The organism is Aeromonas sp. QDB62 (assembly GCF_027705695.1).
GTDB lineage: Bacteria > Pseudomonadota > Gammaproteobacteria > Enterobacterales > Aeromonadaceae > Aeromonas > Aeromonas allosaccharophila.
Window position 1 is genome coordinate 21378 of record NZ_JAPDCD010000011.1, and the last position, 20143, is coordinate 41520.

Below are 20143 nucleotides of genomic sequence, written 5' to 3' on the forward strand. Positions count from 1 at the left end.
CAACAATAAATCAACGGAAACAGTGAAATAGAAGGAACTTCGGTATGATCACATTGCTTGTCCTGCTGGTGCTGGCGATAGCCGTTGTGCTCGGCGTGCCCTCCATCCGTAAAAAGGTGGTAACCCGTCCGGTGTTCGGCATCTTCAAAAAGATACTGCCGCCCTTGTCAGCTACCGAGCGGGAGGCCATGGAAGCCGGCTCCGTCTGGTGGGATGGCGAGTTGTTTCGCGGCAACCCCGACTGGAAAAAACTGCACGGTTACGGCAAGGCCGAACTGAGCGCCGAAGAGCAGGCCTTTATCGACAATCAGGTCGAAACCCTGCTCGCCATGGTTGATGACTTCAAGATCGTCAACGAAACCAAAGACCTGCCGGAGCCGGTGTGGGACTATCTGAAGAAGGAAGGCTTCTTCTCCCTGATCATCCCGAAGTCCTACGGCGGCCGCGAGTTCTCGGCGATTGCCAACTCCACCATCGTCACCCGCATTGCCACCAAGAGCCTGAGCGTGGCGGTCACCGTCATGGTGCCCAACTCCCTCGGCCCGGGCGAGCTGCTGATGCACTACGGCACCCAGGCCCAGAAAGATTTCTGGCTGCCGGGGCTGGCCAATGGCAAAGAGGTGCCCTGCTTCGCCCTGACCGGGCCGGAAGCGGGCTCCGATGCGGGCGCCATCCCTGACAAGGGGATCGTCTGCAAGGGGATGCACAAGGGTGAAGAGGTGCTGGGTATTCGCCTCAACTGGAACAAGCGCTACATCACCCTGGCGCCGCGCGCCACCGTGCTGGGGCTGGCGTTCAAACTCTATGACCCGGAAAAACTGCTCGGTGACAAGGAAGAGCTGGGCATCACTTGCGCGCTGATCCCCACCAGCCACCCGGGCGTGCGCGTCGGCGATCGCCACTACCCCATGGGTCTGGCGTTCCTGAACGGCCCGACCTTCGGCAAGGATGTGTTCATTCCGCTGGACTGGATCATAGGTGGCCCGGATTACGCTGGCCGCGGCTGGCGCATGCTGGTGGAGTGCCTCTCAGCCGGGCGCGGCATCTCGCTGCCTGCCCTTGGCACCGCCTGTGGTCACATGGCGAGCCGCACCGTGGGCGCCTACTCCTATGTGCGCAAGCAGTTCGGCATGTCCATCGGCAAGTTTGAAGGGGTGCAAGAGGCGCTGGCTCGCATCGGCGGCCTCACCTATCAGCTGGAAGGGGCCCGTCGTATGACCGCAGGTTCGCTGGACTTGGGTCAGGCACCAGCCATCGTCACCGCGATTTCCAAGTACCACATGACCGAAATGGCGCGCCAGATCATGGATGACTCCATGGACATCCACGCCGGTCGTGCCATCCAGCTCGGTCCGAAAAACTACACCGGCTACGCCTACATGGGTATTCCGGTCGCCATCACGGTGGAAGGGGCCAACATCCTGACCCGCAACCTGATGATCTTCGGGCAAGGCGCCACCCGCTGCCACCCGTACGTGTTTGCCGAGCTGGAAGCAGCGGCCGATACCGACGTGGAGCGCGGTCTCGAGAAGTTCGACGCCCTGCTGATGAAGCACATCGCCTTCGGCGCCGGCAACTTCTTCGGTTCCCTGTTCCAGGGGCTGACCCTGGGTCAGTTCAACAGCGCGCCGGTAGCCGGTGAAACCGCCCGCTACTACAAGCAGCTCTCTCGCATGAGTAAAGGGCTGGCCCTGTGCGCCGATGTCTCCATGCTGATGCTGGGTGGCGATCTCAAGCGCAAGGAGATGATTTCCGCCCGTCTGGGTGACGTGCTGAGCCACCTCTATCTGGCCTCCGCCACCCTCAAGCATTACGAGGATCAGGGCCGTATGGTCTCCGATCTGCCGTTCGTGCAGTACGCGGTGGAGCGCAACCTCTATCTGATTGGCAAGGCGTTCGAGGGCTTCTTCCAGAACTTCCCGAACAAGGTGGTGGGGGCCGTACTCAAGCGCGTGGTGTTCCCGTTTGGCGTCGGTTACAAGATGCCGGCCGACGATCGCTGCCATGCCATCTGTCTGGCCATGATGAAACCGGGCGAGTTCCGCGACCGTCTGACGGCGCTGTGCTACGTCGGCAAAGACGAGGCGGATCCGGTCGGTCTGATGGAGCGTGCCTTCCAGGCCATGGTCGCCGTGCAGCCCTACGAGAAGAAACTGGTGCAGGCCCAGAAAGAGGGCAAACTGCCCCGCAAACTGGCGCTGCCGGAGCTGGTTGCCGCTGCGCTGGCCGGTTCCATCCTGAGCAAGGACGAAGCGGACAAACTGCTGGCCGCCGATGCCCTGCGCTACGAAGCGATTCAGGTAGACAACTTCGCCCCGGGCGAGCTGGAAGGCTTCTCCCAGCAACCAAACAAGGTCGAGCACGCCGCCTGATCCCCTGGCAAACCTGCACCAAACCGGCCCTCGTGGCCGGTTTTTTTGTTTGTTAACCATGCATTTACAAGCTGGGAGAATTCCAGTTAAATGCTTGAGTCCCTGTTGCAGGGGCTTTGGAAGCAAGGCCAGCGGAATGGCCGATAACAACAACTCAGGAAGAGTGAATGAACCTCGCCAAAACGGCGATCGAACGCCCCATCTGGGTGGCGGTCTCGATCGTGCTGATTTTCCTGCTGGGCTTGCTCAGCATCCGGGGACTGCCGATCCAGCTGTTCCCCGACATCGACCGTCCACACCTCAACATCTCGGTGAGCTGGCGTTCAGCCTCGCCGCAAGAGATGGAGTCGGAGATCACTGACCCCATCGAGCAGGAGATGCAGGGGATTCAGGGGCTCAAGAGCCTCACCAGCGAGAGTTATCCCGGCTTTACCGAAATCGACATGGAGTTTGCCCTCGGCACCGACATGCAACGGGCCCAGCTCGATGTAATTTCGCGACTGAACCGGGTCTCGGGATTGCCGGACAAGATTGGCGGCCCCTACGTCAACAACTACAGCAGCAACGATACCCTCACCTTCTTCTTCATCCAGCAACTGCCCGGCGCCAAAGGGGTGATCGATGTCCATCAGGCGTTGATCGAGGCGCGGGTCAAACCCGAGCTGGAGCGCATCGAAGGGGTCTCGACGGTCGCGATCGAGGGGATCAACGAGCGCCAGATCCAGATCCGCTTCGACCCCTATCGCGCCGCCGAGCTGGGGGTGGAGATCCCGGTGCTGGCCAGCCGCGCCACCACCGGCTGGGACGTGTCGGCCGGTACCCTCGACATCGGTCGCTGGGAGTACAAGCTGCGCTTCGCCGGTCGCTACGATGTCGAGACGCTGGGGGACAAGGTGGTGGACTGGCGCGATGGCCTGCCCATCTATCTTCGGGATGTGGCGGAGGTAAGGGTGGCCAGGGAAGAGAACCCGGTGCTGCGGATCCAGAACGGCAATACAGCCATCGCCGCCCAGATCTTCAAGGAGAGCGGTGCCAATGCCCTGGCCTCCCTTGAGGCGATCAAGGCCCGGGTGAACGAGCTCAACCGCGAGGTGCTGGAACCGGTCGGGCTGCACATGGAGCAGTCGTTCGATGCCTCCCTATACATCAATCGCGCCGTCAGCATGGTCACCGCCAATCTGGGGCTCGGGGTGCTGCTCTCCTGCGCCATCCTCTGGCTCTTCCTGCGTCAGCTCAAGGCGACCCTGATGATTGCCCTCGCCATCCCCATCAGCATCATGCTCACCTTCTGCCTGCTCAAGGTGATGGATCGCACCCTCAATATCATCTCGCTGGCGGGCATCGCCTTTGCCGTCGGCATGGTGCTCGATGCCGCCATCGTGGTGCTGGAGAGCATCTACCGGCGCCACGAGCGGGGGGATTTGAGCAAGGCGGAAGCGGCGCTCGAAGGTACCCGTCAGGTGTGGACGGCGCTGGTGGCCTCTACCCTCACCACGGTCGCCATCTTCCTGCCGGTGCTGCTGCTCAACGATGTGGAGGGTCAGCTGTTTGCCGATCTGGCGCTGACCATCGCCTGCGCCGTGACAGTCTCCATGCTGGTCGCCGTCACCGTGCTGCCTGCGGTGGCGGCGCGCTGGATGGGACATGAAACGCTGACCGATCCCTATGAATCGCTGTGGCAACGCACTACCCGTCACGTGATCCGCTGGACCTCGACCTCACGCCAGCGCTGGACGGTCATCACCCTGATGATGAGCCTGCCGGCACTGGCCACCTGGGCGCTGCTGCCCAAGATGGACTATCTGCCGGACGTGAAACGGGACGCGGTGGATGTCTGGATGAACTTCACCCCCGGGGTCAACCTCAAGGCCCAGCGCGAAGAGGTGATCGATACCCTGATCGCCCGCCTCGCCCCCTACATGAAGGGGGAGAAAGAGCCTGCCCTCAAGAATTACTACATCTTGCGCTACCCGGGGGGCGCCCAGATTGGCGTGCGCCCCAAGGACGAGACCCGCATCAAGGAGCTGGAGAGCCTGTTGATGAAACAGCTGCTGGTGGGCATTCCCGACACCCGGGTGTTCGGCGGTCAGGGGTCGCTGTTTGGCGGCTTTGACAGCGAGAACGGCGTCTCCCTGCTGCTGCAGGGGGGCAACCTGCCCGAGCTCTATCAGGCGGCCCGAGCCAGCATGGGGATCCTCAGCAAGGACTTGCCGGGAGCACAGATCCGGCCTGAGCCGAGTCTCGACTTCACCGCCCCCGAGCTCAAACTGGTGCCGCAAGATCGGCGTCTCGCCGAAGTGGGTTGGGATCGCACGCCCTTGCCCACCATCATCCAGACCTTTGGCGACGGCTTGCGGGTCGGCGAGTATTTCGACGGCGAGGATCGGCTCGACATCATGCTGATGGGGCAGAGCTCCGCCAATCCGGACGAACTGAAGGCAGTGCCGCTGGCAACCCCCTCCGGGCGCATCGTCCCCCTTGGCGAGCTGCTGCGGGTGGAGCACGACATGGGCCCGGCCAGCATCTTCCGGGCCGATGGGCGGCGCAGCATCATCCTGCAGATAGCCCCCCCGGCGGGCATGACCATGGAACAGGTGATCGACACCCTGAAAAACCGCAGTTTTGCTGCCATCCGGCCCCTGCTACCCGCCGGTGGCGAGCTGCAGATCGCAGGCAACGCCGACAGCCTGCAACAGGCGCTCGACAATCTGGGGACCATCTTCCTGTTCGCCGTGGTGATCCTGCTGGTGCTGCTGTGGGGGGTGTTTGCCTCCCTCAAGGATGCCCTGCTGGTGCTGCTCACCCTGCCCCTTGCCTCGGTTGGCGGCGTGCTGGCACTGCAGCTGAGCGGGCTGCTGGTGCCGCTGCCGATGGATCTGCTCACCATCATCGGCTTTGTCATCCTGCTGGGACTGGTGGTCAACAACGCCATCCTGCTGGTGCATCAGACCCGCACCGCAGAGCGGGAAGGCATGAGCCGTCAGCTGGCGGTGGCCGATGCCCTGCAAAGCCGGATGCGCCCCATCGCCATGACCAGCCTCACCAGCATCTTCGGCATGCTGCCGCTGATGCTGAGCCCGAGCGAAGGAAGCGAAATTTACCGCGGGCTCGCCACCGTCATTGTCGGCGGCATGAGCTGCAGCACCCTGTTTACCCTGATCCTGTTGCCTGCCTTCCTGCGTCTCGGGGAGCAGGTGACAATCCCACAACCCCTGCGCCAGCGGGCCTGAGCAAGGAGCTCATCGATGACACATATGATTACCCGAATGTTGGCTGGCGCGGCGCTGATAGCGGGCTGCGCGCTACCGGTCCTGGCCGATCAGGGCAAGATGGTGACCCTGGCGGATGTGACCCAAGGGGATGCGGCCGCCAATATCTGGGTCAGCGGCACGGTGGCGAGTCGCCAGCAGGCGGCGCTCAGCGCCGAAGTGAGTGGCCGGGTGGAGTGGATCGCCGAATTTGGCAGCTTTGTCAAAAAAGGGGATGAGCTGCTGCGCCTCGACAGCGCGGCGCTGCGCCTCTCGCTGGAGCAGGCTCGCGCCGAGCAGGCGAAATGGCAGAGCAACCTGCGTTTCGCTCGCGCCGAATCCCAACGGATCACCCGGCTGCACCAGCAAAAGAGCGCCTCCCAAAGCCAGTACGACAAGGCCAGCTACGATGTGGAGCAGGCCGCGCTGGCCGAGCGGCTGGCTGCCATACAGGTGAACCAGATTGAGGAACAGCTGCGCCGCAGCCACATCTATGCCCCGTTCGATGGCGTGGTGAACAACCACTTCATCCAGCCCGGCGAGCATGTGGACGCGGGCGAGCAGGCGCTGGAGCTGGTCAACCCGGATCAGCCGGATATCCGCCTGCAAGCCCCCATCCTCTGGGCCCAGCAGCTGGCGCCGCAAACCCGGCTGCGGGTGGAGGGGGAGCAGTTGAGCGGTCACGGCGTCTATTACCAGCGGGCTGCCAGCGCCGATCCCAAATCGAGGCTGATCGAGCTGCGCCTCAAACCGGAAGCGGGCAACTTCATCATCGGCTCGCCGGTGCGGGTTGCCCTGCCACTGGGGGAGCAGCAGAGCATGCTGCTGCCCCGGGATGCTCTGGTGCTTGGCACCGATGGCAGCGTGGTCTATCAGGTGGCGCGAAGCGGCAAGGCGCTCAAGGTGAATCGGGTGCCGGTCACCGTGCTGTTTGGCGACAGCCAGCAGGTGGCGGTGAGCGGCGCCCTCAAGCAGGGGGATCGGGTGGTGGTGCGCGGCGCGGGCAGCCTTCAGGATGGCGACACCATAGCGCTGTTCAAGGGGTAACCACGCCTGACGCAGGCTGGCCAATCTTTGCCCGCTTGACCCGGGACATACAGCCAAACGGGCCACAGTTTGCTATCTTGGCGGCCATCACTCGCGTTTAGAGCAATCAACACCCATGAGCATTATTTTGGGCATCGATCCGGGTTCGCGGATCACCGGATACGGGGTTATCCGGGTCGTGGGCGGCAAGGCCGAATACTTGGGCTCTGGCTGCATCCGCACCGATTGCGGCGAGCTGCCGGAGCGCCTCAAGCAGGTCTATGACGGGGTATGCGAGATCATCACCCAGTTCAAGCCCACCGAGTTTGCCATCGAGCGGGTCTTTATGGCCCGCAACGCCGACTCGGCCCTGAAACTGGGGCAGGCCCGGGGCAGCGCCATCGTCGCCGCGGTCAACGCCTATCTGCCGGTGAGCGAATACTCCGCCACCCAGATCAAGCAGGCGGTGGTCGGCACCGGCGGCGCCGCCAAGGAGCAGGTGCAGCACATGGTGACCCATCTGCTGAAACTCTCCGCCACCCCGCAGGCGGATGCGGCAGATGCCCTCGGCGTCGCACTCTGCCACCTGCACACCCGCCAGAGCCTGATTAAGATGGCAGGCCGCGCCAGCAGCTCGGTACGCGGCCGCTATCGCTAAGCCCTTGCTTGCCCGCACGGCTCACCTCTGTATCGCTAAATAAAAAAACCGCCCCGGATATCCGGGGCGGTTTTGTTTGGCCGTTTTGTTTGACCGCTTAGCGGGCCGAGACGGTGATGCTGGCGAGATCGATCAGATTGACCGCTCCCTTTTGACCGCCTGCATCGTTGTAGGTGTCGTTCGCCTTCAGGTAACTCATGTTGTAAAAATCGCTCACCCGGATGTCATACTCCCCGGCGGGCAAATCCACCACGAACGGCGTCGAGTCACGCAGCGGTTTGAGGTCGCCCTCTTTCATCACATGGGGCATCTGCACCATGCCGCTGGCGACAACCTGGCCACCGCTCACCACCGAGATCCGTTTCACCCCGTTGGTCACCCCCAGATTGATAGCATGCTGGGCATTGCTGTATTGCAGGCGAATGGTGCGCTTGCCATCGAGCTTGACCCCCTGCACCAACAAGCTGTCGTCGGGGCGGCCCCAATCCTTGAGATGAGGGACAGGAATGCTCCCATCGGCGGCGCTCACGCTGCCGGTATGGGAGACATTGGCCGCATCGATGGCGATATGTTGCTGCGCAGGCTGATAGCAAACCGGCTTGGCATGATGGGAGCGGTTTCCGGACTCCGGATAGACCGCCTCGGCACTGTAGCAATAGGCCTGGCCCGGCTGTAACACCATGTCGTCGACCCAGTTGGTCGCACGATCCAGCCCGGAGGCCACCAGTTTGCCATCCCGATAGATGTTGTAGCTGAGCGCCCCCTTGTTGACATGGTCCTGCAGGGCAACAACCAGCTTGCCACTCTGCTCGCTAACCCCGAGCAGGGTCGGCTCGGTCGGTGCGAATACCTGACGATTCTCGACATCCAGCGGCGCCACATCCTTGATCAGGCGGATCCCCTGATCATCAGCCACGGCAGCACCGAGCGTCACCTCAATCCGGTTGCTAGGGGCCAGCATGCCTTCACTGATCTGCTCCCCCACCGGGGCGCCATTGAGGGTAATGCCGCGCACCGGATAGTAACTGCCCCCCCCGCCCTGCTCCGGCAGGTGCAGCACGATATCGATCTGCTTGCCACGGTAGTTGAGCCCCTTGAGCGCGACCTCGGGCTTGGCCCCCATCAGCTTGTGCAGGTGAGCGGTGACAAACGGCTTGATCCGGATCCCACCCTCTTCCACTTTGTAGCCGAAGGTAGTGTCGGTCACCATGCCAAGGTAGCCCCCGACAGACCAGAGCTGACGCTGGGAGTTGATCACCGGCCCGGTCAAATCGGGATGAGTCAGATCCATCAGGGAGGGCTGACCAGAGAGCCACTCGAGGTTCTCCATGTTGGAGAGGTTCAGCGCGGCACCGCGCATCAGGGAGTCGATATGGTGATCGACCACGGCAACGTTCTGCACCATGGCCGCCGCCTTCAGCCCGTAGGCGGAGACAAAGGGCCAGATGGCGCGGTTATGGTAAACCGGCATATCGGGTTGCTGCGGGAAGTAGACCGGCGCGCCATAAGGGCCCATGGGATAGCGACTGATGATCTCTTTGGCCTGCGCCTCATCGGCAACACCGGCCAGAATGGCGAGGGATTCCCCCAGCAGATCGAACTTGTAGGCCGGGCTCTGATCGGTACTGGTATTGATCAGGCTGGCATACATCTTCTCGTCCGCCAGCCAGAAAGCGCGATTGATCGCCAGTTTCAGCTCACCCGCCCACTGGCTATAGCGGCTTGCCAGCTCATCGCGCCCCAGTTCGACCGCCACCCGCGCCGCCAGCAGCAACCCCTGATAGTGGGTCACGTTGGTGGAGAGGGATTTGCTCATACCGATGTGGGCGATATCGGCGGTGATCCAATTGGCATAGGTCTGGTCGCGCCAATCGAGGAAGGATTGCTCGCCGACATAGAGACCATCTGCACTATCGAAGGCGGCCAGACGATCACTCTCTATGGTGTTGCTCAGCCCTTCAAACACCTCGGGCAAGAACGCACTGCGCTCGGCATCAGGCAGGGCAGCCAACACCCGCTCGGCCCCCAGGGCCCAGCTCATGCGATCGGTACTGATGGGCCAGCTGCCCCCGGTACCGGTATCCTGAATGATCTGGCGTCCTTGCGGGATCAAGCTGTCCAGATCGCTTTTCAGCTCAGATCTGAAATCCGATAGCTTGAATCGCAGGGAGTTGCGAGCACGCAGGGGATCAAGCGCCCCCAGCCCCAGATCGGTGGCGTAGGAGAGATCCCGCGTCCAGACGTAATGCCACTTGGCGCCGGTTTCAAAGCAGTCGCACGGGATCGCCTGCCCACCGTTATAACTGCCATCCTTGACCTGAGCCACGCTGTTCTGGCGCATCTCGTGAGCAGCCAGCGCAAACAGGGCATCAAACACCATGTTGCCGGAGCGCAGGCGGGGCAGATCGGACTGCTCCTGATAGGTGGTAAAGTTCTCGCCCGGATCACGCAACTCCTGAGTGGTCGACTGCGCATAGCTACGATACTCGTCACTGGCCTGCTTGACCGAGAAAGTTGCCGTTTCCGTCACCCCCGGTTTATAGGTCTCATACTCGCGCTTCTCGATCAGCTCATGCCCTTCATGGGGATTGATCATGCCAAGGTCACCCTCCCCTGCGACGCTGACCTGCAACAGGGGGGCGTTTTCATCCTGGCTGGCATCCAGCAGGAACTTGTAATACCCCTCCTGCTCTACCCGCACGGTTGCCAGCTGGCACTGGGCATCGCAGCGCTGCATCTTGACCGGGTTGTTCAATGCAATGACGCCATTGAGCCCAAAACCGATCCCCTCCTGCGCGGAGGCAATCTTTATCTTGTGTTCACCCGCCGTCAGCTTGGCCACCATCACATACTGCTTGTCTCCCTGATAGACCATCTGCAGGACGGGCTCCAGATTGCCATCAATCCCTTTCAGATAGAGGCTCTCGCTGTAATTGGGGTCATCACGCACCATTGAAAACTCGATGGCCGGTGCCGCCAGATCGGCATTGGTCACCTTGACCTGAATGTCGAGCAACCCCTTTTCAGTCACCACCAGACGGTTGTTCTGCCCATTGTTCTGGTAGTACATGGGATAGACCTGACCGGGGAAGATGCTGGTCTCCTTGCGGGAGTCCGCAGAGAAATCGGGATATTTGGTCCACTCGGGGCCAGCCACTTTGAAGGGGGACATCCCCGAGTTCATCTTCAGGTTGTCCAGACGATAGACCCCATCCTTGAAGGTCAGTTTGAACTTGTCCTCACGGCCCCAGCCGCTAAATTCGCCAACCATATAGAGATCAAAATCCCAGGGCGCCTTCACCTCCGGTTTGACCCCATTATCGCTACCGCTGGATGAGCTGTCGTTACAACCGGACAAAAGAATCCCGCCGCAGCATAACGCTACGGATAAAGCCAATGGACGAATTTTCATATTTTCCCTTCGTTACTTTTTTGTTTTGTTATTGAAACAGCATTGAGTAAAACCGTTTTTGCCAGTCTACGTGGTCAGCATTCGCCAGAAAAATAGACCACGTCACCATTGGCATAGATAACATCTATAACCAGATGAAATTACGTGATCCCTCGCACCAAACCGGCTATCAGGCGGTAAAAATGAATTGAATACAACGTGAAGGGAGCCACATAAAAATAGCCGGTCAGTGAAGGGGGATAATTGACAGCCCATGGTGATTACACTAGTTTGGCGCACCACCTGCTTATGACCGGACGCCATATTCGTGGACAAGCATCTAAGACAATTTATTGAAGTGGCCACCCACAAAAATGTCAGTCTGGCAGCCAGGAAAATGGGACTCAGCCAGCCGACGCTGACACACAACATGAAAAAACTTGAGGAGAGTCTGGGAACGACCTTGCTGATCAGACACGCCAGCGGCGTGACACTTACCGCAGCCGGAGAGCTGCTGCTGGAGCAGGCGCGCGTGATGCAACGGATCTACGATGACACTCTCCGGCAGCTGGCCAGCCTGCGCGAGCGCACTGCGCGGCCGCTAAACGTGGGCACCGGACATGCGTGGTGGCAACCGGTATTGCAACCTGTCACCGCCCGCTATCAACAGGCCAACCCATCCTGCGCCATCAATATTGAAGTCGGCAACCATCTGCGCCTGCTCGATCTGCTGCTCGGCAATCATATCGATCTGTTTCTCGGACATGAAATTCACGGGCTGGCCAAAAATTACAGCCTGATATTTATCCCGCTATTTCTTTCTCACGATGGGGTATTTGTCAGAGCGGGTCATCCCCTCACAGGGAAAATATGCAGCAAACAGGATCTGGTGGATTATCCCAGCCTGCTGGTGACACCGGATGAGGAAAAATATCTGCATCTGGTCGATGACTTGGCGAGAAAAAAACAGGAACGCGCCGCTATGAAGCTGAATGACAAAATCATTTACAGCAGCAACTCCCTGCTCACCAGTATTGATATTGTCAATAGCAGCAATGCTGTCATGCCTTATCCTGTGAGCATGGCTGGTTATTTTTCCCGCTTCGGTATCTGCCCGCTGCAAATGGGCGAAGAGTACAACAAGGGGACTATCGGAATTTATATTCCCCGCGAAAAGATTGATGAGCCCCACATTCAGATGTTATGCCAAGACATTCAGGCCCAAATCATTCGCAATGGAGCCCTGATCTCCACGTTCTGAACCCAAGTTCAGTTTTCAAGCCCGACAAGAATCTGCCAGATGGCGGCTAGCACAACGATGGGGCCGACAGCAGACTATCCGCTACCGGTCCATCCGGTGATGACACCGCCCTCTAACCGATTTCTGCACTCACCCCGGCGAGTCGAGCCTGCTGTTCACCACGCTTTTCCAGCGCCGAGCTCATGGCGAGGGAGAGCGCCTCCAGCTGGCCGTCGAGGCTGGCATCGATGATCCCCACCTCGGTCTCGAGAATGCAGCCTCCCTGATCGAGGCGGGCATCGGCGGAGATCTCGAGATAGCCGATTTCGGGGAAATCCTTGTGCACCCGGGCGATCTGGTCGCGCACCGCCTGCACCTGCTCGGGGTGAACCCGTATCGTCACCTGCTTCTGGTTGCTCACCAGCGAGAGCGCCTCGCGCACCACCTTGAGGGTGAGCGCCACCTGATCGTAATCGTGCAGGATCTTGCGCACCGCCTGCAGCACCACCTCGCTCATCTGCTGCTCCACGGTGCGATAGTACCCCTGGCACTGCAACTGGGTCTGGTGGATCAGCACCGCCTGTTCGCGCCGGGCCTCGTCAATCCCGGCTTGCCAGCCAAGGCTCTTCTGCTCTTCATAGACGGCGCAGGCCTCGGCCACGATATCGGCCGCCTGGGCGCGGGCGGCCTCTACCAGCTCCTGCGCGCTCAGGTAGGAGAGGTAATCCTGGCTACGCAAAATACGCTGGCTTGGCGCCAGTTGCAGATGGTCACTCTTTATTTCAACAAATGGCAGCATTGGGGGGTTACCTGTTTGGCAATCTTGAGACAAAGCGCCCGGGCCAGTGGCAGCTGATCGGCCGCCAGAGGCCATGATGGCCCGGATGGCGCAGGGGGAAGTCGCAGCGCGAGACGGCGAGCCCAGTCAGGGTGGCCCTCTGCAGCCGCCGCCAGCCAGAACTGTAAGCCAGCCTCTTCCAGCAAGCCTTCATCAAACTGAGCGGGCAGCGGCCGTTGCCAACCCGCAGGCCAGGGGCCGATCAACAAGTCGAGCTGGGAGAGTACGGCTCTGTGCCCCTCCTCCCCCAGCAGGGCGATGATCTGGCGCAGCGTTGGTGCCAGCAGGCAGTGGCGGATCGCCTCGCCATGCAACACGGCGCCCAGACGGCGCAGCAACAGCAACAGCTCGCTTTGTGGAAACAGCGCCAATCCCCCCAGAGGCGCGGGCATCTCGTAGCCAATCCCCAATGCCAGCGCCTCGAGCAAGGCGCCGTTACTGGCTGGCAACGTCCGCCACTCCGGCAGGAGCTCCGGCACCCGCGCCCAGGATGAGGGCAGGTGCGCCTCATGGAGGTAACTGGCCGGGCAAAAGCGCAGCTGATAGGGGGTCAAACCGACCGTCATCCGCGACTCCGGCTCCGGTGCCACATGTATTGCGCCAGGTTGCTGGTCACCACCAGCGCCAACAACAGGGCAATCAAGCCACCCAGCCGCCATTTTGAACCTTCGCTCACTTCAATGGAGAACAGCGAGGTATTGCGCGGCATCAACGGGCTCTGGCGCACATCGGCCGAGGGCACCAGCACCACGCTGATCCGGTCGTAGGCGAGCCCTTCGATGCTGTTGTTGACCAGCTGCTTGATCTGCGGAATGTAGGTATCGAGCTGGATATCCGCCGCATGCTTGATAAAGACCGAAGCCGAGGCGGGCGAGGGTTTCTTGCTGATCCCCTCATTGCCTTCCGGCAGCACCACATGGACGCGAGCCACCAGCACGCCGTCTATTTCCGACAGGGTATTGGAGATCTCCTGCGCCTTGGCATAGGTGAGACGAGCCCGCTCCTCGGTCGGCGAGGAGATGAGGCCATCCTTGGGAAACACATCCTGCAGGGTGGAGAAGCTCTCCCGCGGATACCCCTTGCGCTTGAGGGTCTCGATGGCTTGCGCCACGTCGGACTCCTCCACCAGCAGCTTGATATGGCCATCCTTGTCCGGCTGCTTGTCCGAGGCGATCCCCTCGGTCTGCAGCAACGCCAGCATCTCGTTGCCCTCTTTCTGAGTGACCCCGGTATAGAGCTCCACTTTGCAGCCGCTGAGCAGCAGCGAGGCGCCAAGCACCCCCATCAGCATCGATCTCTTCACACTACCTCACTGGGTCTTCAACAGGGTTTCTACGCTCTGGCTCATCTTGCCCACGGTCTTGGCAATCAGCTCCTCCTGCATGGTGATCCGCATCAGCGACCACTGCATCTGCATCAGGCTGTTGGGGTCATCCCCCGGGGTGGCCAGCTCGGCTTGCAGGCTCTGCTTGGCCTCGACAAACTGCTGCTTCAACTCCCCCAGCTCCCCCAGCAGGGAGCTCCCCATCCCCTGGGATGTACTCCCCATCGCCTGTTCAAAACTGGCGACGTGGGGCGAGGAGAGATCCACCGCTTTCAACTCATCCAGGCTGGTGACCACCGCCTGGGCAGACTGTGCAATTTCCATCACGCCTCCAGATCAAGTTTGTGCGAATTGCGCATCAGATTGTCCACCATGCCGTTGAGCGGGATCAGGGTCATCAGCTCGCGCCGGGCCAGTGCATCGAGAAACGCATGTTCTGCGGGCACAGCGCCCTGCCCGTCCCTCAGCTCACTCAACAAGTTCAGCAACACCTTCTCCCGCCGCGACGCCAAGGGGTCAAACTCCCGCATGGTTGCTCGCAGCTCCGGCAGATCGATGGCATCCACCACCGGCGGCTGGCGCTCGCCAAAACGGGCGATCAGCTTGTCGGTGACCGGGGCAAACAGCTGCTTGCCAATCTCCGGCGCCGGTTTGTCGCCCTGTTGGTAGATCTGCCAGAGCAGTTCACGCTTGGCAACTGGCGCCACACCAGCAAGCAAACCGTCAAGGGGAGCCCCCTGTTGCCAGCGCTCGAACAGATCCGGCTCGGGCGCCTTGGCCAGCAGTCGTTCGAACTGGCGTTGGGCCATGGATTCGGGCGGGAGCGGCTGACGCTGCGGCTGCTCTCCCCCCAGCTGATCGCTGCCTTCAATTTTCATGATGCCATCTGCTCACGCAGGCCTGCGGCAAACTGTTGCAAGGCAGGCTGGCCGCTCTGCTCCAGTCGCAGCAGCCGTGTGGCCAGCGCCTCCTGCTGACCAAGCCGAAACTCGCACAGGGCCAGCCAGGGCTCGATATCCAGCGTGCAGTGCTCGCCACCCAGCAGCAAGGCTGCCTGATAATCTCCCCGGTTCATCAGGGAGGAGAGGCGAATGAGCGTCACGCATTCGGTCATCTCCGGTTCGCCCGCCAGCCAGTCGGCGATAGTGGCCGCCTCCTGGTGGCAATGGTGTCCGGTGCCTGCCAGCGCAAGCTCGGCCAGCTGTCGCTTGAGTTGAGAGTTCATCATCAAATCTTCTGCAAAATACCCTGCATCAGGTCTTTCATGGCCCGAGTCACGGTGGAGTTGATGTTGTAGATCACTGACCATTTGTTGATCTTGTGCTGCAGCTCGGCCAACCGTGCCGGATCATCCGGCGAGGTTTTCAACGCTTCAATCGCCTTTTGAACTTCCTCATTGGCTTTGTTTGCCTGGTCTTTCAGATTCTCGGCAACCTTGTCCAGGGTATTCCCCGGGTTAAAAATATCGGCCATCTCTCATACTCCCTCTATCTGTTCAAGTATCTTCATGCCCGCCTCGATGGCATCGGCCTGCTGTTGCCACGCCTGATACTGTTGCGGAGTTCCCCCACGCAGCAGTTGCCGCTTCACTGCGCCCTGTGCCTGCACAAGCTGCTCGCGCAGCTCGCGGGTAAAGGCGGGATCAGCGCCGGACAGTCGCGCTTCCATACTGGTCATCATGCTGCTCGACTCCTTTTAATTTGACGATGTATTGCTGCTTGCCCTTGCTCACCACCACCGCATCGCGGCGAATGGCCAGCACGCGCACGCCGCTGGCAGTTGCGCCCCCCACCGGATAGCGCTGGTTGTCCGCCAGGATCACGTAGGGCACCCGGCCAAACGAGACGCTGCGCACATCGAACTCCAGCTCATCCTGGCGCGGCGTTCTGGTCTGATTGATCAGCTCCAGCATCGGGTAGGCACCAAACTCCCGGCGAAACTGCTGGCTCACCAGCTGAAATTGGCCAAGGTCGCGCTCATCCAGTTGACCGGAGAGTTCGAGTCGCCCACCCGCCTCGCGCACCCGCAATGCTCCAGCCAGGCCCTGCTCCTGCAGCAAGACATCGAGGCGCTTGCGATAGGCCCCGGCAATCTGTACCTGATTCTCAACCCCCAGCAGGCCGGGCACCTCCTGCTTGAGCAGGGATTCAATGCTGCTCCATTTGCCATCCTGCCCCTGAATTTCACCGCTGAGCTTGAGCCAGCCGGGCTCCTTGCCATTGCGGATCTGCAGCTGTTCATAACCCAGCTTCTGCAAGATAAAACCGGCCCCTTGCCGCAAATCTTCCATGGTGCGCAGCTCGAGCCGATAGCTGAAACCATTGCTGTCGAGGTACTGCTGCAGCGCAAGACGCGCGCTGTTCTCATCGACGTAACCCGAGAGTTGCCACAGCTCGGGATCGCTGTTGTTCAACACCACCTGACGGTAGTTCGGCGCGGCCAGAAAGCGCTTCAATGCCTGCTCTGTGCGCGCAGATTCGTTCTCGTCAGCGCCATGCCACCAGCCTGTGCCGAGCAGCAAGATCACCGCGACCACCAGACTCAGACAGAGGGCGCCCATCCAGACATCGGCGCCAGTCGCCCGCCGCCGCGGCGCACGGGATGGCGCAGCCACCAAGGCCTGCGCATCGAGCTGTTCGGGCAGTGAACGGCTGCTGTCACAGAAGCTCCAGAGCAGCGGGCCAGCCTCCAGTCGCGCCCCCGCCCTGAGCGAGTCTCCCGCGGTCAGGGCGACACCGTCCTGAGTCGGGGTGATGCCGTCGGCCCAGGCTTGCAGGGTGATCCCCTCACCACTCACCAGCAGTACCAGATGCTCGGCGGCCATCCCTTCATCTACCAGCACCAGATCGGCCTTGAGGGGATCGGCGCCGATGACCAGACGCCCCTCCGGCAGAGGGACTTCCACCCCGCGGTTGAGCCCGCGATAGACACGGCACTTCCAGCTCATCGGGTGACGCCCTCGTTGCCCGCCTGCACACACCAGTTGGCAGCAGGCGTACATTTTTGATCCTTGTCCATCTCGACCAGTCGCCACCCCAGTTCATTGCCCATCCGGCACTGGATAAGGGACGAGCTCTTGCCCCCCTGACGCAGCAGTTGCTGCACATCACGGGCTGCGGCCAGCGGCTGGCACTGGGCGCCGCCCAGCACCTTGCCAAGGGAGAGGCTCTGGTTGGAGATCTCATCAGCCCCCAGCAACCCGGCACGCAGATCCTGACCGTTACCGAGGGCCAGATAGTGGGCGATGCCGTCATCGATCAGCCGTGGTTCGATGATAAAGAGCCGCACCGAGCGCTTGGTCTGGGTATCCTTGCTGCGAAACAGCGCGCCCAGATAGGGGATGTCGCCAAGAAAGGGCACCTTGCTCAGGTTCTCGTTTATCTCGTCGCGGTAGATACCACCGATCAACAGGCTCTGGCCGTGGCTGACCCGGGCGATGGTGTCAACGACGGTACGACTGATGGTCGGGATCCCGTCAATACCGGTACTGTTAACTTTCTGCCCACCATCCTCGATATGGAGGCTCAGGCTGATCTCGGGTCTGTCGCCCATCTGGATCACCCGGGGCGTCATTCGCAGCATGGTGCCCTAGGTGATCCCCTGCAGCTCGGCCACCCGCTCACCGCTGATCTTCACGTAATAGGTTTCGCTGTGGTCGATCACCGCCTGGGTGTTCTCCTGGGTCAGCAGGGTCGGACGGGAGACCACCTGGGCGTTGCCTTCGCTTTCCAGCAGATTGACCCGGGCCAGCAGATAGTCGAGTCCTTTAGAGTCCACCAGACTGCCGAGCGCGGCGCCCCCTTCGATCCCCTTGCGATCGCCGGTGGTCTTGATGATCACCTGCTGGTTCGAACCGGTGCGGATCCCCACTCGCCAATCCACCCCCAGCTGGGAGAGATCCTCGGCATTGATGTCGATGATGGAGAGCGCCACCTCGATGCGGGCCGCCGGTTTGTCCAGCGCCGCAATCAGCTTGCCGTACATCGCCATCCGCTCAGGGGTATCGCGCACGATCACCGCGTTGAGGGAAGGGTCGGCCTGCACGATAGCCTGGCCGGACGTGACCGCTGCCCCTTTCTTGTTACCCTCGCCGTTGACCATCTGCACCCCGGCATCGCTGAGCAGTCTGGCCAATATGGTTGCTAAACCGGGGGCCTCCACATCGGTATCGCGATACTGGATGGAGCGATCGGTGGCCGACGCGTACTTGAGGGGGAAAATCTCGATGGCCAGCGGCCCGGTCTTCTCGCTGCGCAGCTGAGTCTGCTGCTCCAGCGCCAGCGCAGTCTGCTCGATCAGTTCAAGGTAACGGGGCGGGCCAGAGACATAGACCAGCCGGTTATCCGCATCGGGGCGCCAGCCAAAGCGCGGCTCCCAGATCCCGGCACGCTGCAGCGCCTGTTTCAGCTCGGCGGCACCGGTCTGCTCCAGATTGATGAGACGGGACTGCACTTCGCTGTTCTTGAAGACGTAGAGCACATTGCCGTCGTAGTACCAGACCAGGTTGTAGAGGGAGGCGAGCTGCTGCAAGAAGGCGAGCGGCTCGTCATGCTCGAACTGGCCGTTGACCTGATCGTTGACCTTGTCGCTGACCACCACCGAGACCTCGTAGTTGGCCCCGAAGTTGACCAGCACATCGCGCAGACTCTCCCCTTCCGCCACATAGCTGTACGGCATGGGCACCCAGTCCAGCTCCTGCGCCATGGCCGGGCGCAGCCACGCCATCACGGCGAAGCAGATCCACAACAGGGGGCGCAGCAGGGGTTGCACGCTCAAGGGTGCCATATCATCTGTCTCCATTGGGGGGCCAGTGCGGCCTCGGTCAATTGGGGTTCCAACCGCTCCAGCAGCGCGATGTGCTGGCTCAGGCGCTCCGCCAGCAGTTGCTCGTCGAGCCACTCCAGCGCGAGCCGCGCCTCCAGCTGCAGATTGCCAAGATCATCCAGCACCAGGGCATGGGGGGCATGGCGGCCCCAGGCCACTACCTGTTGCAACAGACGCTTCAGCAGCGCCGGATCATGGCTCTCAGCGCCATTCCTCTGGCTACTTGCAAGCGGGGTGCTCAGCAGCAATTCACCGTTTCTGGGGGTCAAAAAGAGGGGATAACCATCGAGTCGCAGATGGTACTTTCCCTGTGCGTCGGCAATAAAAGGCCCTTGGCCAAGGTTTGCGGCCAATCGATTCAGTAGCGTGTGCATAGTTCCTCGGGCTATCTAGGGCGCAGGAGGCTGCCAGTAGAAGTGATCCTGACCCAGGGCAATGCCCCGGCCGACCAGCCACTCGTGCAGTGTTCTGGCGGCATCATCCTGATGGGGCAGTGCCTGCAGGGCATGCCAGAATACGCCGAGCTCCCGCGGCACCGGCATCAGCAGATCCGGATTGCCCTCCTTGCTCGTTTGCGCATACCAGGCAGGCCAGGCCAGCTGAAGACGTGTCTCGCAATCGCGCTGCAGCTGGGTGAGCTCCTGCTCGCGCTGGCTCAGCTGTGCGAGTTGTTCGGCGATCCGGCTCTCCAGACCGGCCGGTACATCGACCACGGTCTGCCAGAACACCGCCTGGGCATTGAGCTGGCGGCGCATTACCTGCAACTGCTCCAGCTCGTTAAGCCAGGCGCCGTAGAGAGGTTCCAGATGCTGAACCCACCAGCGGTGCAAGGGATAGAGCACCCAGTGCCACAACAAGGGACGCTCCGCCAGATTGATGCGGTCCCCCAGCTGTTGCATCCAGTCGCAACGATCGCTGCCAGCCAGCCGCAAGATCTGTTGCAGCTCTTCGCGCGAGACGGCCAGCGCAGCATCGAGACGGCGCTGAAACCAGATGGAGCCCAACAGGCTCTCCAGCCGGGTTCTTGGCAACAGCCGTTGCAACAGGGCCATCTGCTGCGAGGTGATCACGCCGGCATCCTGATAACGGAGCACGGACAGCTGGCCGACCAGACGATCCCGACTCAGGGTATCTGGCTGGACAACGGTAACCCGACGACCTGCAAACAGGCCCTGGTTAGGTGAATGGTGATCTTGCTGACTCATGCTATGCCTTGCTCATC

At 61.3% G+C, this 20143-nt stretch carries 17 protein-coding genes and 1 pseudogene; 5 read left to right on the plus strand and 13 right to left on the minus strand.

Going from position 1 to position 20143, the window contains the following annotated elements; genetic code table 11:
- Positions 1-44 precede the first annotated feature (44 nt).
- The 4 genes from OKC27_RS07395 to ruvC all read left to right on the plus strand — a co-directional run bounded on the left by OKC27_RS07395 (position 45) and on the right by ruvC (position 7304).
- Positions 45-2372, plus strand: a complete 2328-nt coding sequence (locus OKC27_RS07395) for an acyl-CoA dehydrogenase (protein WP_270806105.1) — start codon at positions 45-47, stop codon at positions 2370-2372.
- A 167-nt stretch (positions 2373-2539) separates the two neighbouring features.
- Complete coding sequence (locus OKC27_RS07400) at positions 2540-5602, plus strand: efflux RND transporter permease subunit (RefSeq protein WP_270806106.1); 3063 nt, start codon at positions 2540-2542, stop codon at positions 5600-5602.
- Positions 5603-5617: 15 nt separating this feature from the next.
- A complete protein-coding gene (locus tag OKC27_RS07405) occupies positions 5618-6667 on the plus strand; it encodes an efflux RND transporter periplasmic adaptor subunit (RefSeq protein WP_270806107.1) in 1050 nt (349 codons plus the stop codon).
- A gap of 115 nt (positions 6668-6782) precedes the next feature.
- The gene (ruvC, locus tag OKC27_RS07410) at positions 6783-7304 is read left to right on the plus strand and encodes a crossover junction endodeoxyribonuclease RuvC (protein WP_005334512.1); all 522 of its coding nucleotides are present in this window, start codon (positions 6783-6785) and stop codon (positions 7302-7304) included.
- 97 nt (positions 7305-7401) lie between these two features.
- On the opposite strand, the gene OKC27_RS07415 is transcribed toward ruvC, so the two are convergent.
- Entirely contained in the window at positions 7402-10503 is a 3102-nt protein-coding gene (locus OKC27_RS07415; protein WP_333563341.1) for a hypothetical protein, read from the minus strand.
- A gap of 520 nt (positions 10504-11023) precedes the next feature.
- Here OKC27_RS07415 and OKC27_RS07420 point away from each other — a divergent pair.
- The gene (locus tag OKC27_RS07420) at positions 11024-11956 is read left to right on the plus strand and encodes a LysR family transcriptional regulator (protein WP_270806109.1); all 933 of its coding nucleotides are present in this window, start codon (positions 11024-11026) and stop codon (positions 11954-11956) included.
- Between the two features lie 112 nt (positions 11957-12068).
- Here the strand turns inward: OKC27_RS07420 and ascL are convergent, their stop codons facing one another.
- The 12 genes and pseudogenes from ascL to OKC27_RS07480 all read right to left on the minus strand — a co-directional run bounded on the left by ascL (position 12069) and on the right by OKC27_RS07480 (position 20126).
- Positions 12069-12734, minus strand: a complete 666-nt coding sequence (gene ascL / locus OKC27_RS07425; protein WP_270806110.1) for a SctL family type III secretion system stator protein AscL — start codon at positions 12732-12734, stop codon at positions 12069-12071.
- Positions 12713-13339 carry a Yop proteins translocation protein K gene (locus OKC27_RS07430; RefSeq protein WP_270806111.1) on the minus strand — a complete coding sequence of 209 codons (627 nt, stop codon included), beginning with the start codon at positions 13337-13339 and terminating at the stop codon, positions 12713-12715. Before OKC27_RS07430 ends, ascL begins: the two co-directional genes overlap by 22 nt.
- Positions 13336-14076, minus strand: a complete 741-nt coding sequence (gene ascJ, locus OKC27_RS07435) for a SctJ family type III secretion inner membrane ring lipoprotein AscJ (RefSeq protein WP_182937902.1) — start codon at positions 14074-14076, stop codon at positions 13336-13338. Before ascJ ends, OKC27_RS07430 begins: the two co-directional genes overlap by 4 nt.
- 6 nt (positions 14077-14082) lie before the next feature.
- Positions 14083-14421 (minus strand): SctI family type III secretion system inner rod subunit AscI, encoded by a 339-nt coding sequence (gene ascI, locus OKC27_RS07440; RefSeq protein ID WP_270806112.1) that lies wholly within the window; start codon positions 14419-14421, stop codon positions 14083-14085.
- Positions 14421-14975 carry a YopR family T3SS polymerization control protein AscH gene (gene ascH, locus OKC27_RS07445; protein ID WP_270806113.1) on the minus strand — a complete coding sequence of 185 codons (555 nt, stop codon included), beginning with the start codon at positions 14973-14975 and terminating at the stop codon, positions 14421-14423. The genes ascI and ascH overlap by 1 nt, the downstream gene beginning before the upstream one ends.
- Complete coding sequence (locus tag OKC27_RS07450; protein WP_270806114.1) at positions 14972-15325, minus strand: YscG family type III secretion system chaperone; 354 nt, start codon at positions 15323-15325, stop codon at positions 14972-14974. Before OKC27_RS07450 ends, ascH begins: the two co-directional genes overlap by 4 nt.
- Positions 15325-15570: a type III secretion system needle filament subunit SctF gene (gene sctF / locus OKC27_RS07455; protein ID WP_058052911.1), complete on the minus strand. Its 246-nt coding sequence runs from the start codon at positions 15568-15570 to the stop codon at positions 15325-15327. The genes OKC27_RS07450 and sctF overlap by 1 nt, the downstream gene beginning before the upstream one ends.
- A gap of 3 nt (positions 15571-15573) precedes the next feature.
- Complete coding sequence (locus OKC27_RS07460) at positions 15574-15777, minus strand: EscE/YscE/SsaE family type III secretion system needle protein co-chaperone (RefSeq protein ID WP_111805601.1); 204 nt, start codon at positions 15775-15777, stop codon at positions 15574-15576.
- Complete coding sequence (gene sctD / locus OKC27_RS07465; protein ID WP_270806115.1) at positions 15740-17044, minus strand: type III secretion system inner membrane ring subunit SctD; 1305 nt, start codon at positions 17042-17044, stop codon at positions 15740-15742. Before sctD ends, OKC27_RS07460 begins: the two co-directional genes overlap by 38 nt.
- Positions 17041-18897 (minus strand): annotated as a pseudogene (ascC, locus tag OKC27_RS07470) (SctC family type III secretion system outer membrane ring subunit AscC). The gene sctD and the pseudogene ascC overlap by 4 nt, the downstream one beginning before the upstream one ends.
- Positions 18870-19295, minus strand: a complete 426-nt coding sequence (ascB, locus tag OKC27_RS07475; RefSeq protein ID WP_270806116.1) for a YscB family type III secretion system chaperone AscB — start codon at positions 19293-19295, stop codon at positions 18870-18872. The pseudogene ascC and the gene ascB overlap by 28 nt, the downstream one beginning before the upstream one ends.
- A 15-nt stretch (positions 19296-19310) precedes the next feature.
- On the minus strand, positions 19311-20126 hold the full coding sequence (locus OKC27_RS07480) for a T3SS regulon anti-activator ExsD domain-containing protein (RefSeq protein ID WP_270806117.1): 816 nt from the start codon (positions 20124-20126) through the stop codon (positions 19311-19313).
- Between the last annotated feature and the right edge of the window lie 17 nt (positions 20127-20143).

Excerpts from the sequence above, each read along its gene's own strand:
- OKC27_RS07395 (WP_270806105.1), top strand. The coding sequence starts at position 45 with ATGATCACATTGCTTGTCCTGCTGGTGCTGGCGATAGCCGTTGTGCTC.
- OKC27_RS07400 (WP_270806106.1), top strand. The coding sequence starts at position 2,540 with ATGAACCTCGCCAAAACGGCGATCGAACGCCCCATCTGGGTGGCGGTC.
- OKC27_RS07405 (WP_270806107.1), top strand. The coding sequence starts at position 5,618 with ATGACACATATGATTACCCGAATGTTGGCTGGCGCGGCGCTGATAGCG.
- ruvC (WP_005334512.1), top strand. The coding sequence starts at position 6,783 with ATGAGCATTATTTTGGGCATCGATCCGGGTTCGCGGATCACCGGATAC.
- ascL (WP_270806110.1), bottom strand. The coding sequence starts at position 12,734 with ATGCTGCCATTTGTTGAAATAAAGAGTGACCATCTGCAACTGGCGCCA.
- OKC27_RS07430 (WP_270806111.1), bottom strand. The coding sequence starts at position 13,339 with ATGACGGTCGGTTTGACCCCCTATCAGCTGCGCTTTTGCCCGGCCAGT.
- ascI (WP_270806112.1), bottom strand. The coding sequence starts at position 14,421 with ATGGAAATTGCACAGTCTGCCCAGGCGGTGGTCACCAGCCTGGATGAG.
- ascH (WP_270806113.1), bottom strand. The coding sequence starts at position 14,975 with ATGAAAATTGAAGGCAGCGATCAGCTGGGGGGAGAGCAGCCGCAGCGT.
- OKC27_RS07450 (WP_270806114.1), bottom strand. The coding sequence starts at position 15,325 with ATGATGAACTCTCAACTCAAGCGACAGCTGGCCGAGCTTGCGCTGGCA.
- sctF (WP_058052911.1), bottom strand. The coding sequence starts at position 15,570 with ATGGCCGATATTTTTAACCCGGGGAATACCCTGGACAAGGTTGCCGAG.
- OKC27_RS07460 (WP_111805601.1), bottom strand. The coding sequence starts at position 15,777 with ATGATGACCAGTATGGAAGCGCGACTGTCCGGCGCTGATCCCGCCTTT.
- sctD (WP_270806115.1), bottom strand. The coding sequence starts at position 17,044 with ATGAGCTGGAAGTGCCGTGTCTATCGCGGGCTCAACCGCGGGGTGGAA.
- ascB (WP_270806116.1), bottom strand. The coding sequence starts at position 19,295 with ATGCACACGCTACTGAATCGATTGGCCGCAAACCTTGGCCAAGGGCCT.
- OKC27_RS07480 (WP_270806117.1), bottom strand. The coding sequence starts at position 20,126 with ATGAGTCAGCAAGATCACCATTCACCTAACCAGGGCCTGTTTGCAGGT.